The 12,828-nt window shown below is 44.3% G+C and carries 11 protein-coding genes; 7 read left to right on the top strand and 4 right to left on the bottom strand.

Going from position 1 to position 12,828, the window contains the following annotated elements:
* Nucleotides 1–655 precede the first annotated feature (655 nt).
* Complete coding sequence (gene trmD / locus HWQ23_RS00815) at nt 656–1,351, bottom strand: tRNA (guanosine(37)-N1)-methyltransferase TrmD (RefSeq protein WP_292822877.1); 696 nt, start codon at nt 1,349–1,351, stop codon at nt 656–658.
* A 539-nt stretch (nt 1,352–1,890) separates the two neighbouring features.
* Between trmD and HWQ23_RS00810 the strand changes: the two genes are divergently transcribed.
* Together HWQ23_RS00810 and cphA are read left to right on the top strand one after the other, a co-directional pair.
* On the top strand, nt 1,891–2,754 hold the full coding sequence (locus HWQ23_RS00810) for a cyanophycinase (RefSeq protein WP_251955265.1): 864 nt from the start codon (nt 1,891–1,893) through the stop codon (nt 2,752–2,754).
* Nucleotides 2,755–2,928: 174 nt separating this feature from the next.
* Nucleotides 2,929–5,634 carry a cyanophycin synthetase gene (gene cphA / locus HWQ23_RS00805; protein WP_292822876.1) on the top strand — a complete coding sequence of 902 codons (2,706 nt, stop codon included), beginning with the start codon at nt 2,929–2,931 and terminating at the stop codon, nt 5,632–5,634.
* Nucleotides 5,635–5,686: 52 nt separating this feature from the next.
* On the opposite strand, the gene tatA is transcribed toward cphA, so the two are convergent.
* Nucleotides 5,687–5,860 (bottom strand): twin-arginine translocase TatA/TatE family subunit, encoded by a 174-nt coding sequence (tatA, locus tag HWQ23_RS00800; RefSeq protein ID WP_196527662.1) that lies wholly within the window; start codon nt 5,858–5,860, stop codon nt 5,687–5,689.
* A 412-nt stretch (nt 5,861–6,272) separates the two neighbouring features.
* On the opposite strand from tatA, the gene HWQ23_RS33550 reads away from it, so the two are divergent.
* Nucleotides 6,273–6,554 (top strand): hypothetical protein, encoded by a 282-nt coding sequence (locus HWQ23_RS33550; RefSeq protein ID WP_375466482.1) that lies wholly within the window; start codon nt 6,273–6,275, stop codon nt 6,552–6,554.
* Nucleotides 6,555–6,822: 268 nt separating this feature from the next.
* On the opposite strand, the gene HWQ23_RS00790 is transcribed toward HWQ23_RS33550, so the two are convergent.
* Nucleotides 6,823–8,250 carry a serine/threonine protein kinase gene (locus HWQ23_RS00790; RefSeq protein WP_292822875.1) on the bottom strand — a complete coding sequence of 476 codons (1,428 nt, stop codon included), beginning with the start codon at nt 8,248–8,250 and terminating at the stop codon, nt 6,823–6,825.
* A gap of 94 nt (nt 8,251–8,344) precedes the next feature.
* Here HWQ23_RS00790 and cbiT point away from each other — a divergent pair, with 94 nt between their 5' ends.
* A complete protein-coding gene (cbiT, locus tag HWQ23_RS00785) occupies nt 8,345–8,947 on the top strand; it encodes a precorrin-6Y C5,15-methyltransferase subunit CbiT (RefSeq protein ID WP_292822874.1) in 603 nt (200 codons plus the stop codon).
* 225 nt (nt 8,948–9,172) lie between these two features.
* On the top strand, nt 9,173–10,060 hold the full coding sequence (locus tag HWQ23_RS00780) for a phosphatidate cytidylyltransferase (protein WP_292822873.1): 888 nt from the start codon (nt 9,173–9,175) through the stop codon (nt 10,058–10,060).
* Between the two features lie 248 nt (nt 10,061–10,308).
* On the opposite strand, the gene HWQ23_RS00775 is transcribed toward HWQ23_RS00780, so the two are convergent.
* Complete coding sequence (locus HWQ23_RS00775; RefSeq protein WP_292822872.1) at nt 10,309–11,022, bottom strand: LmeA family phospholipid-binding protein; 714 nt, start codon at nt 11,020–11,022, stop codon at nt 10,309–10,311.
* 134 nt (nt 11,023–11,156) lie between these two features.
* Here HWQ23_RS00775 and HWQ23_RS00770 point away from each other — a divergent pair, with 134 nt between their 5' ends.
* Both HWQ23_RS00770 and HWQ23_RS00765 read left to right on the top strand, forming a co-directional pair.
* Nucleotides 11,157–11,915, top strand: a complete 759-nt coding sequence (locus HWQ23_RS00770; protein WP_292822871.1) for a pseudouridine synthase — start codon at nt 11,157–11,159, stop codon at nt 11,913–11,915.
* A gap of 29 nt (nt 11,916–11,944) precedes the next feature.
* Entirely contained in the window at nt 11,945–12,754 is an 810-nt protein-coding gene (locus HWQ23_RS00765; RefSeq protein WP_292822870.1) for a helix-turn-helix domain-containing protein, read from the top strand.
* Nucleotides 12,755–12,828 lie beyond the last annotated feature (74 nt).

The following is a 12,828-nucleotide window of genomic DNA, read 5'->3' as shown; positions in this document are numbered from 1 at the left end:
GGTTGTATCTGTATTATAGATGGCTATATAAAAACCTTCTATAAGCAGAAAGTTAACTGGGTTCTTAACCTAGTTTACAATTTTTTACATACCTTTAATCATATTAGGTGCAAATCGCTAATTTTTCTAGGGGATTTGTCATAAAAATTAATTTTTGCTCTAGATGAGGTCAAAAAAATAGTCCGGGGGCAGAGGGAGTAGGCTTTCAAGGGTAGGTATTTAAAAGTCAGGCAGTAGAGAGGGTGATTTGAGAGACATGAAGTTGTGAAGTGAAACTTTGCCAAGGCTCAGGGAAAAAACCACCTAGAGGTAGTGGAAGGCGATTAAGTACAGCACAGCAGCTTTAATAATCAAGAATCCCCGGTGACAATTACAAACCAATCTGCTGCTACAGTTTCATTGATATTAGGACTTACGCACGAGTTACGGAATTACGAACCACAGAGGCGCAGAGGACACGGAGAAATCAGAGTTTCAGAGATATTTTGCGTAAGTCCTAGATATGACTAAATACGCTCAAAGTTGATGCATCGGCCGCTAATGCTAAAGGTTTTTTGGCTTCTGGCCAAAGACTTAAAATCCCAGATAGTAGTGGAGTAAAACATTCTGCCCCTTTTTTAAATACCTAGCCTTGAAAGCTGCTCCCTGTGCTTTCCTATCCCTGCTCCCCTCCTTGCCATTTTTCTAGTAGATCAGGGCGGCGATCGCTTGTTCTTTGAATTTGTTGTTCGTAACGCCACCGCGCGATCGCTGCGTGATTCCCACTGAGCAAGACATCAGGCACTTTCAAACCGCGAAAATTGGCAGGACGAGTATATTGGGGATAGTCCAATAACCCTTCCTCAAAACTTTCTGCTATGAGGGACTCAGTTTTGGCGACAGTTCCAGGTAAGAGCCGCACTACGCCATTAATCAAAGCCATTGCTGGAATTTCTCCACCAGTCAGAATAAAATCCCCTAAAGATAGTTCACGGGTTACCAAATGCAGCACCCTCTCATCCACTCCTTCGTAATGCCCGCAAATAACTACTAACTGGTCATAATTTGTCGCCAATTCTTTCAAAAGAGGTTGATTGATCGTTTGACCCTGTGGACTCATCAAAATTACTTCTCTTCGGGGTAGAATCGGGCGCGACTCCACAGCGCTAAAAATAGGTTCTGGCTTCATTAGCATCCCAACGCCGCCGCCGTAGGGTTCATCATCTACCTTTCGGTGCTTGTCAGTGGTAAAGTCCCGTGGGTTAACCAGATGCACTTCGGCAATCTGTTTGGCTAAGGCTTTACCGAGTAGCCCAGAATTGAGAACAGAGTTAAAACAGTCAGGAAAAAGCGTAACTATATCAAAGCGCACAGTTATTCGTATTCGAGGACACTAATCTTAAATTTGAATGTCTAGCAAACACCATCAAGCCAAGGTCGGGTCAAACTCCACTTAAACTTTATCAATAGTATCTAAAACTACCAGACCTCTTGGATTTTAGATGGAATCAAAAGTTTTTCTAATTACTTAATTTATGTTTAAATGTTGTGACAACTACATTTAAATTAATAATCATATCAAGTTAACAACTTCCAGGATGCATCGAGCCAGCCTCAGAAAAAAGCATAGTCTTATCTGCTCGTCCCCAACCCTAGAGCAGGAATCTAGCCCCCTAAAGACTATTTTGCCCTGCTGCAAGTGGACAGGTGAAAAACAAGGCGCTGGCTTTGAGGAATGGGAACGAACATGTTTAGACAGAGGTAACGCGAGCATTAAGCGAGAATTTGGAGAGTGCCTGATCCAGTTCCAAACTTCCAAAAAGTGTCCTCTCGAAAGTTGCAAAGCGCAAAAATCATGGCTGCTTCTGAACCTTGTTAAATTCACCTGAAGTTGTTGACAGGAGAAACACAATGCCGCAATTACAAGCTAAATCGCTAGAAATGAGGACACCCCAAGCAACAAAAACCGCCGTTCTGGTTATCGGAGGCGCAGAAGATAAAGTTCATGGGCGCGAAATCCTACGAACTTTTTTTGGACGTGCTGGTGCTAGTAAGGCTTATATTACAATTATTCCATCTGCCTCTCGCGAACCCGCGATCATCGGTGGTCGCTATATTCGCATTTTTGAAGAAATGGGTGCCCAAAAGGTAGAGATTTTAGACATCCGCGAACGGGAACAGTGTGAAGCCTCCCAGATCAAAGCATCCTTAGAAGCCTGTAGTGGGGTATTTTTGACAGGAGGAGACCAGCTGCGTCTGTGTGGCGTATTGGCAGATACGCCAGCAATGGAAATTATTCGACAGCGAGTGAGAGCGGGGCAACTGACGTTAGCAGGCACCAGTGCAGGAGCGGCAGTGATGGGGCATCATATGATTGCTGGCGGCGGTAGTGGAGAGTCGCCAAATCGTTCCCTAGTCGATATGGCAACGGGTTTGGGATTTATTCCAGAAGTAATCGTTGACCAACACTTTCACAACCGTAATCGTATGGGGCGACTAATTAGTGCGATCGCAGCCCATCCCGATCGCTTAGGTATTGGGATTGACGAAGATACTTGTGCTGTGTTTGAACGGGATGGTTGGCTACAAGTTATGGGTAAAGGCAGTGTTACCATTGTCGATCCCACCGAACTCACCCACACCAACGAACCCCATGTCGGTGCTAATGAACCATTAACCGTGCATAATTTACGTCTCCATATCCTCAGCTACGGCGATCGCTTCCACTTGTATCAGCGCACTGTATTGCCTGCTGTACACCGAATCTCCAGCTGACGGGATAGAGTATCTGAGGTTACACTGAGTTGACCGCACATTTATTATTTCTTACCGTAGAAAAATGATAAGAATACCATGTAAAAAGAAAAAACTGTTTGCAATGAACAGTTTAGCGGTCAATTACAGTAAGAAACTAGAATTTTGGTTCCGAATCTCCATCTACCTATTCCCATGAGAATCCTCAAGATCCAGACCTTACGCGGCCCAAACTATTGGAGCATTCGACGCCACAAGTTGATCGTCATGCGCCTCGATTTAGAAACCCTTGGCGAGACACCCTCGAATGAAATCCCTGGCTTTTATGAAGGATTAGTTGAGGCGCTGCCGAGTCTGGAGGGTCACTATTGTTCGCCTGGCTGTCGTGGTGGTTTTTTGATGCGAGTCAAAGAAGGCACTATGATCGGTCACATAGTGGAACACGTAGCCCTAGAACTCCAGGAATTAGCTGGTATGCATGTCGGCTTTGGTCGCACCCGCGAAACAGCCACACCCGGAATTTTCCAAGTAGTGATCGAGTACCTGAACGAGGAAGCGGGACGTTACGCTGGACGAGCCGCAGTGCGCCTGTGCCAGAGTATCGTTGATCGAGGCCGTTATCCCAAAGCAGAACTAGAGCAAGATATCCAAGACCTGAAAGACTTCACCCGTGATGCTTCCTTAGGCCCTTCCACAGAAGCGATCATCAAAGAAGCAGAAAAAAGAGGTATTCCTTGGATGTCTCTGGAAGCCCGCTTTTTGATTCAGCTAGGCTACGGCGTGAACCAGAAGCGGATGCAGGCCACAATGACGGACAACACCAGCATTCTAGGCGTAGAACTAGCTTGCGATAAAGAAGCGACTAAACGCATCCTCGCGGCGGCTGGTGCGCCAGTACCCAGAGGTACAGTGATCAACTTCTTAGACGATTTGGAACAAGCTATTGAATACGTTGGCGGCTATCCCATCGTCATCAAGCCCCTGGATGGCAATCATGGACGTGGGATCACCATTGATATCAGAACTTGGGAAGAAGCTGAAGCCGGATACGAAGCTGCCAGACAAGTTTCCCGTTCAATTATTGTCGAAAGATATTACGTTGGGCGCGACCACAGGGTACTGGTGGTAAATGGCAAACTCGTAGCAGTAGCCGAACGCGTCCCAGCTCATGTGATTGGCAACGGCAGATCCACGATCGCCGAACTGATTGAGGAAACAAACCTTGACCCAAATCGCGGTGAAGGACATGATAACGTCCTGACCAAAATTGAACTAGACCGCACCAGCTACCAGCTGCTAGAAAGGCAAGGCTACACCCTAAATAGCGTGCCACCCAAGGGTACTATTTGTTATCTCAGGGCAACAGCAAACTTGAGTACAGGTGGTAGCGCCGTAGACCGTACCGATGAAATTCACCCAGAAAATCTTTGGTTGGCACAACGGGTAGTGAAGATTATCGGTTTGGATATCGCCGGACTCGATATTGTCACCACAGATATTAGCCGTCCTCTGCGGGAAGTGGATGGCGTAATTGTCGAAGTTAACGCCGCTCCCGGCTTCCGAATGCACGTTGCTCCAAGTGTGGGCATCCCCCGCAACGTCGCTGGCGCAGTGATAGATATGCTGTTCCCTAACGAGCAATCTAGCCAAATTCCCATCCTCAGCATTACGGGCACTAATGGCAAAACCACTACTACCCGACTACTAGCACATATTTATAAACAGACTGGAAAAGTAGTAGGTTATACGACTACTGATGGAACATATATCGGTGATTACTTAGTAGAAGCAGGCGATAACACAGGCCCCCAAAGTGCCCAGGTCATCCTCCAAGATCCGACAGTAGAAGTAGCGGTATTGGAAACTGCTCGCGGTGGGATTCTCCGCTCTGGATTGGGCTTTGAAGCCGCAAATGTCGGTGTGGTATTGAATGTAGCCTCTGACCACTTAGGAATCGGCGATATAGATACCATTGAGCAGCTAGCTAACCTTAAGAGCGTAGTCGCAGAAGCCGTATACCCTGATGGCTATGCGGTACTCAATGCCGACGATCGCCGCGTCGCCGCCATGTCAGAAAAAACTAAGGCTAATATTGCTTACTTCACCATGAATCCCGACTCGGAATTAGTGCGGAAGCACATCCAAAAGGGCGGTGTAGCGGCAGTATATGAAAATGGCTATTTGTCAATTGTTAAAGGTGATTGGACACATCGGATAGAAAGAGCAGAAAATATACCTTTAACAATGGGCGGACGTGCACCGTTTATGATTGCCAACGCTTTAGCTGCAAGTTTGGCAGCATTCGTGCAGAACGTCACAATTGAGCAGATTCGTGCTGGTTTGAAGACCTTCCGGGCTTCAGTTAGCCAAACACCGGGACGGATGAATTTATTTAATTTAGGCAACTACCACGCTTTAGTGGACTATGCCCACAACGCAGCCAGTTACGAAGCTGTAGGTTCCTTTGTGCGGAACTGGACTACAGGACAACGGATTGGCGTAATTGGTGGGCCAGGCGATCGCCGTGATGAAGACTTTGTTACTTTGGGGAAACTAGCAGCACAAATTTTTGATTACATCATTATCAAAGAAGACGATGACACGCGCGGACGACTACGGGGATCAGCCGCCCAGTTGATTATTCAAGGCATCACCCAAGTTAAGCCTGATAGCCGCTATGAATCAATTCTGGATGAAACCCAAGCGATAAATAAAGGCTTAGATATGGCTCCAGATAACAGCCTGGTGGTAATTTTGCCAGAAAGCGTCACTCGCGCGATTAAGTTAATTAAGTTGCGTGGTTTAGCAAAGGAAGAGACACACCAACAAAATCCCGGCACAACTGTCATCGATTCCCAAAATGGGATCACACCTTCTTCAGTTGTTAATACCTTACTGTAGTCAGGAATCAGGAGGAGCCAACGCACTGCCTCCTGTATTCGGACTCCTTTGATCATTGTTTTTCTTCTTCCTGATTGGTTTCCTCGCTGGGAGTTTTCATCTCCTCCTTAAAACCTCGTAGGGTTTTGCCCAGTGCGGTTCCTAATTCGGGAATTTTTTTCGGCCCAAAAATTAGAACAGCGACTATGGTAATTACAGCTATTTCTGGCCATCCCAGTCCAAACATATAAATTTCCTCTAAGGCATCTGTAATTAAATATAGACATTGATGGCTCAAATCTGATGAGTTCGCCAGTGATCAGCGCTCGATCCTCTTGCAAAAACCTACCGTGTATACACAAGTCAGTCTTAACAGAATTTACGGTTTATCGAATAGTTCCAAAGAAACCTCACCCTGGTTCTGCTACGCAAAACCTGTCCCTCTCCTTGGTAAGGAGAGGAATGTCCGTCAGGACTCTTTGAGGTTTTTGTTTTGGGTAATTCGATGACTTGTGTGTACACCGTAGCTTGCAGAAACAGGGTATAAATAAAACCAATAAAACAATACCTTCGCCATGCTAGTTATGGGGGAGTGCGATCGCAGAAGTTGCGATACACTAGTCTGGTAAATATCGCTACAGAGTTAGTGAGGTTTGCAGGTGAAAAACGAAGAACTCTTGCAAATTATCGAACAAGCTGCCAGAGAAAAGGCAACGGTGCTAAATCTTGATAACAATCAATTCAGCAGCCTGCCCCCAGAAATCAGCCAACTGTCCAACTTGATATCGCTAAATCTCCAGATATCCCATCTATTTATGAATTACGAATTACGAATTACGAATTATTTTAAAACAGTCCTAACTGTACTGACTGGTTATTATCAATCTCAAAAGCTAACCAGCGTCTTTGTAAAGTTTCTGCAACTCGACCTGTCATATTAGAACCAGCAAGCAGCACCAAATTTTGTTTCGTAGTAAGGGTTACAATTAAATCTTATTTAAACTTTGTTAGTACATTTGTAAGTCGCAAGACAGTATTATCCATAAAAGCATAAGTTTTCCAAGTATTAGCTATTTTTTTAGAGCAGTTTGCTGGATGAATAGGGCAATGTGCCAAGTATCTGCACTCATAATAGTACATAAGTTCTATATCGAGTATGGTCGAGACAGAACTGGACACGTTGAACAAAGCAATGATCAGCGCAACTAATTATCTAATTGGATTTGTAATTGGCAAACCTAACCAATCGCTTAATTCATAAGCTAGCCATTCCAGTTCGGCTTCAGATTTGATCGCACCACTAATACCACCAAGCTGATATTTTTTTACTCCTACCCAAATATCCAATTGTGCTGGAACGGCAATTCTATTGCCCTCAGAGTCTTTAGTAAAATGTTTGGGAATGTAAACCAACTTAGTAATACTTTTTCTTGGGGCTGCACGGGGACGATAAAATTTCCCAGCAAATAACTCCCAGGTTAGGGTAATTTGTTCTCGATTCAGGCGTAAGCAGATGCGTCCAAATAAATGAAAGAGAATTTTATACACCATCACAAAGCCAGCACCCCAAAAGGGAAGTGAGAACATGGCAAAGGGAATGTTGATAGGAAAAGGTGCCGAGAGTGCGCCAATTGTCCAAATGAGGATAAATGAATTCCAGACGATCGCAAATAAACCTGTGAATACTATTGATGCATCAAAACCAGCTGGTGGAACGATAATTTCTAGAGAATCCTGATTTTTCGTTAGTTGAATCTTACTCCCATCTGGTTTGTTAATAGCCAAAGTAGGCAAGTTTGTCGGTTGCGGGTTCTCTAAAGCTGCCATCGCTTCGGTAGCAGAACTAAAACGCCGTTCTAAACTCGGTTCAATCATCGACTTTAGCCAATTGCTAAAGCTGGGACTCAGATTAGCCGCTTGTTCAAACTGAATGCGAAAATCTTTTTGGGGTAAATCGGCTGGGTGAGTACCCGTGACTAAATAAATTAAAGTTGCGCCTAAACTATAAATGTCAGATGCTGCAACGGTACGTCCGCCAAATTGTTCTGGTGGCATATAGCCATAGGTTCCTACTACAGTTCTTGTCCCGCTTTCTGTGGCGAGGATAGTCTGCACTGAGCCAAAATCTACCAGGTAAACTTGACCGATACTATTACCAGAGCGATCGCCCAATAAAATATTGCTAGGCTTAATATCACGGTGAATTACAGGCGGATACAGCCCATGTAAGTAAATGAGAATCTCTAAAAGTGCTTTGGCTATCTGTTTGACTTCTGCTTCTGTAAAAGTCCGCCCAGTTTGTAAGTATTGCTCTAAAGTTTGTGCAGGAATATAAGTTTGTACTAGAGCAAATCCTTTGATGGTTGGTAAATTTACCTCAAAATAGTTTAAATAGCGAGGAATTAAGGGATGTGCTAAGTTTTTTAAAGTTTCGGCTTCTCGCTCAAACAGCTTTAGTGAATCCCACTCAAAGTCACTACTAAAAGAGAGTAACTTGATCACAACTAATTCCTGAGTTTGCAAATCACGAGCTAACAACGTCCGCCGCCCTGCTTTTTTTCCTAATAGCTGCTGAACTTCGTAGCGTAGACGCGTAGCGTCTTGTCCCTGGACATCGCCTAATATTTCGCCAATCATTATGGTTTCTGATAATGCTACTGCTGAAAAGTTTTTAGAGCTTATGGCTTTTCAATTTGGCAAACCGATATCTTTAGTATAATTGCGTAGTTCTATGCCCTCCCAACTTTGGCCTTATATTTCCCCTGGTATTCCCGATGAATTGTTTGAACATTTGCCAGGAATTCCCCTGAGCCAGCGAGAAGTCCGACTACTATTAATTGCCCAACTGCGACTAAAATCAGATTCTGTGTTGTGGGATATTGGCGCAGGCACGGGTACAATTCCGGTAGAGGTGGGGCTATTGTGTCCAGGTGGACAGATTATTGCTGTGGAACGGGATGAAGAAGTAGCTAATCTGATCAAGCGTAACTGCGATCGCTTTGAAGTGAAAAATGTCGAAGTAATTGAAGGTAGTGCCCCAGAGTGTTTACATAACCTCAAGCTTACCCCTCACCGCGTTTGTATCGAGGGAGGCCGCCCCATTCAGGAAATACTGCAAGCAGCTTGGCATTATTTGCCACCATCCGGTCGGGTTGTAGCCACAGCTGCTAATCTAGAAAGTCTGTATGCTATTTCGCAGAGCTTTTCTTTGTTAAGGGCTAGAAATATCGAAGTCGTCCAGTCTGCGGTTAACCGCTTAGAGACGCGCGGCTTTTCTCAAACCTTTACCGCCGTTGATCCTATTTTTATCCTCAGTGGTGAGAAACTAGACTAAATCTAAAAGATTTTAGATTTTGCGGAAAGTCGGAGCGCCGGCTTTTGGCGATCTGTTAGCGCAGCCTCTTCGACGCAGGAGCGTCACTTTCCAAAACAGATTTTAGATTTTAGATTGGGGATTTAGGTCGTAGATCATAAGCAACCAAGCCACAATTACCAATCCCTAATCTCGAATATCTAATCTCTAATCCAAAATCCAAAATCCAAAATCCAAAATACTTCTATGCCCTGGTCTCGGATTATTAGTGGAATTGTTGCGATCGCTCTTGCTCTTTCTGTTACCCTTCTGGGGGGTTGGTACTTTACCATCATGTTTGCGGTTATCATCTTTTTGGGTCAACAGGAATATTTTAATTTGGTGCGAGCCAGAGGCATCGCTCCCGCCGCTAAAACTACTATGGCTGTCAGCCAAGTTTTGCTGGTGATTTGTACCCTTGATGGCAGTTTAGCTGATGCTGTGATGCCAATAGCTGGCACATTTATTTGTTTTTACCTGCTGTTTCAACCAAAATTTGCCACGATCGCTGATGTTTCCGCTTCTATTATGGGGCTATTTTACGTAGGTTATTTGCCAAGTTACTGGGTGCGGTTACGAGCAATTGATAGTGCTGCTTTTAGCAATCTCCCTTTCGGAGGTTACTGGCCCACAATTTGGACAGATTTCTGCCAAAAGGCAAGTTCCGCTTCTTTACCACAAGGTTATACAGCAACACTGCTAACTTTTTTGTGTATTTGGGCAGCCGATATCGGTGCTTACACGATTGGCAAATTCTTTGGGAAAACCCGTCTGTCTGAGATTAGCCCGAAAAAAACTGTAGAAGGCGCTGTTTTTGGCATTACTTCAAGTGTTGCCGTAGCGATCGCCGGAGCCTATTATCTACACTTGCCCAGATCCCCATTCACTGGTTTAGCATTGGGTTTGCTGATTGGCATTGCTAGCCTTCTAGGGGATCTTACCGAATCTATGCTCAAGCGAGATGCTGGAGTCAAAGATTCTGGACAATTAATCCCCGGTCACGGTGGTATTTTAGACCGTACCGATAGTTATATTTTCACAGCTCCTCTGGTTTACTATTTCGTGACATTGCTGTTACCACTACTTAGTAAATAGGTGAGTTGGGCATTGGCCAAACAGGGCATTGAATTGGGGAGCTACTAGCGCCGTGGGTGGGTTTCCCGACGCGTCATGGCGAGAAATGGAAGCGGGGTTCTAAAAGGATGTTTTAAAGCTCCTCTGTCCGGTAGCAAAACGTTTTAGAGGAATCTGAAAGTGCAAAGATACAGCCAACCACTTTTCAAACAACCTCTAAGAATAAGTTGCACATCGCGTGGTATTTAGTATTTTTTAATTTGTGATCATCAAGGATTAACGTTAATCCGTCCACGACATACCAGCTTGCCTGGGATCAGCGTTAGTGCTTGGATATCGACATCTGAGCCAAGATCCAGATTGTACTGATGATTGTCTTTTAACATATCTCCTTGGTCGGGCTTGATTTGGATATGTGCCACTTGCAACTCATGCCCACTAAGTAACTGTAAGCCCAGACAAATCTCTAGAGGTGTTGTTTTACTATTGGTTACTCTCATGCCTCGCAGTATAATTTGATTGTTATCAAGGATAATTTCTTGCCAATTAATTGGTTGTGACTGTGGGTAATGTGTTGGTAAAACTTTAACCAATAGATCACTCAAAGCAGTAGATAATAAGTCAGATGAGAGAGAAGCATTGAGATCCTTCTCGTCTACGATCAAATCCCCAACCACTGGTACTGTTTCTAACAGTCGCAGAGGCTGTCCCTTGAGTACCGAGCCGATATTTATCCGAATATTTTCTGCGATTAATTGAATTTGTGTAATCAGGAGACCTTGATAAACTGCATCAGTAGCAAAAATAGATACCGAGGGGATGCGCCCAGAGAGAATTTGGCGATCGCTGGCTTTAATTTCAACTTCTAATTCCGATATTTGGCTCACTTGCGCTCTCAACCAGAGCTTTAGTGCTGTTGTGAGTACCTGCGTAATTATGCGGAATTTACTTGCATTTTTTGTTTGGGAATTTAGCTCTGGCATCTAACCAATCTGTTTATGAGTATTTGCTCAACAACCGAAGAGAAATTAAACAAGCTTTAAATGTAACATTTATGCCTACTCGCTACAAAATGCAAATATCATTTAATTGTTAACAGTAAATAAGCAATTTCCACATGGAGGCACGGTTACAAAAAATTCTCGCTCAATGGGGTATCGCCTCACGTCGTGAAGCCGAAAAAATGATTAGGGACTCACGGGTGCAGATCAATGGAGTATTGGCACATTTAGGTCAAAAAGTTGATCCCGAAAAAGATGCGATCGCTGTGGATGGTAAACCCGTATCCGAAAAGCACCGTCCGGCTTTAATATATCTATTGCTGCATAAACCTGCGGGAGTGGTTTCGACTTGCTACGACCCTCACCACAGGCCAACAGTTCTGGATTTACTACCGAAAGAATTACGAGAGGGTTCAGGTATTCACCCAGTTGGACGTCTAGATGCAGACTCTACAGGAGCATTAATCCTGACAAATGACGGAGAACTGACATTTGGACTAACCCATCCACGTCACAGTATTTCCAAGACTTATCGTGTTTTGGTCAAAGGACATCCCCCAGAAACAGTACTACAAATGTGGCGTCAGGGTGTGATGTTGGAGGGTAGAAAAACCAGGGCTGCCAAGGTACAGCTAATAGAACGTTGTGCCGAGCAAAGCTTTTTAGAAATAGTGTTGCAGGAGGGAAGAAATCGTCAAATTCGCCGTATAGCTCAACAGTTAGGATACCCAGTAATCAAGCTGCATCGAACTGCTATTGGGCCAATTCAATTACAAACACCAAAAGAACCCTTTTTAGATGAGGGTAAATATCGTTCCCTCAAAGATCATGAGATTCACTTTTTGCAAAAGCAAATAATGCAACCTAATTATTGATTCAGTGGAATTAAGGAGCGTCAGCAGGCATGAAATGGCCCAGAAAGAAGAATAATCACCAACCATCAGTTTTATTAGAGCAACAACGAGCCGAAAAGTTGGCAGAATTGGGCGCTAAACTTTTGGCATTGCGTCAAGAACAGGGTCTATCTCTAGAGCAAGTGGTTGTATTGACCAGGATTCCCCGGCGATTATTGCAGGCGATCGAAGAAGGTAATTTAAACGATCTGCCAGAACCAATCTATATTCAGGGTTTGATCAGGCAATTTGCCGAAGCACTCGGCTTGAATGGAGTAGAATTTTCTGGCACTTTTCCAATCAGTTCTGCACAAGTGAACCCCGAAAGTATGGGGAATATTTCACCCCTTAATCAACTACGTCCGATTCATCTTTACTTTCTTTACATATTCCTAATTGTCTGCTCTGTAAGTGGCTTATCTCAGTTATTAAATAACGCTGTGCTACAAGCAAGTAATAGCCAAAACCAGCCATATCAAAAACAAAAGTCCGTTGTTAAAGCAAAACTAGCCCAAGGAAAATCAGTGGAGGTTAAACCGATCAGCGATACCCTGAGCGGCGTTCAACAGAGACAGGCTGTACAGATTGGTGTCACTTTGAAAGCGTCATCTTGGATTCGCGTAATAGCCGATGGCAAAACCGAGTTTGAGGGTACTTTACCAGAAGGAACTCACCGGATTTGGAAAGCCCAAGAGCAACTGACAGTAAAAACTGATAATGCTGGTGGTGTGTTGATGAGCGTCAATCAAGAGAAAGCCAAGCAAATGGGAGAGCCTGGGAAAGAGGAAGAAATTAGGATTGCTGCTAAACCTAAGTTTTGAGATGAGGGAGATGAGGAGGACAAGGAGGACAAGGAGGACAAGGAGGCATTTACTCCTCCCTCTTCCTTGTCTCC

Source organism: Nostoc sp. JL33, assembly GCF_017114985.1.
GTDB lineage: Bacteria > Cyanobacteriota > Cyanobacteriia > Cyanobacteriales > Nostocaceae > Nostoc.
This window is presented reverse-complemented; position numbering and strand designations above follow the sequence as displayed.

Excerpts from the sequence above, each read along its gene's own strand:
- HWQ23_RS00810 (WP_251955265.1), top strand. The coding sequence starts at position 1,891 with ATGCCGCAATTACAAGCTAAATCGCTAGAAATGAGGACACCCCAAGCA.
- cphA (WP_292822876.1), top strand. The coding sequence starts at position 2,929 with ATGAGAATCCTCAAGATCCAGACCTTACGCGGCCCAAACTATTGGAGC.
- tatA (WP_196527662.1), bottom strand. The coding sequence starts at position 5,860 with ATGTTTGGACTGGGATGGCCAGAAATAGCTGTAATTACCATAGTCGCT.
- HWQ23_RS00790 (WP_292822875.1), bottom strand. The coding sequence starts at position 8,250 with ATGATTGGCGAAATATTAGGCGATGTCCAGGGACAAGACGCTACGCGT.
- cbiT (WP_292822874.1), top strand. The coding sequence starts at position 8,345 with ATGCCCTCCCAACTTTGGCCTTATATTTCCCCTGGTATTCCCGATGAA.
- HWQ23_RS00780 (WP_292822873.1), top strand. The coding sequence starts at position 9,173 with ATGCCCTGGTCTCGGATTATTAGTGGAATTGTTGCGATCGCTCTTGCT.
- HWQ23_RS00775 (WP_292822872.1), bottom strand. The coding sequence starts at position 11,022 with ATGCCAGAGCTAAATTCCCAAACAAAAAATGCAAGTAAATTCCGCATA.
- HWQ23_RS00770 (WP_292822871.1), top strand. The coding sequence starts at position 11,157 with ATGGAGGCACGGTTACAAAAAATTCTCGCTCAATGGGGTATCGCCTCA.
- HWQ23_RS00765 (WP_292822870.1), top strand. The coding sequence starts at position 11,945 with ATGAAATGGCCCAGAAAGAAGAATAATCACCAACCATCAGTTTTATTA.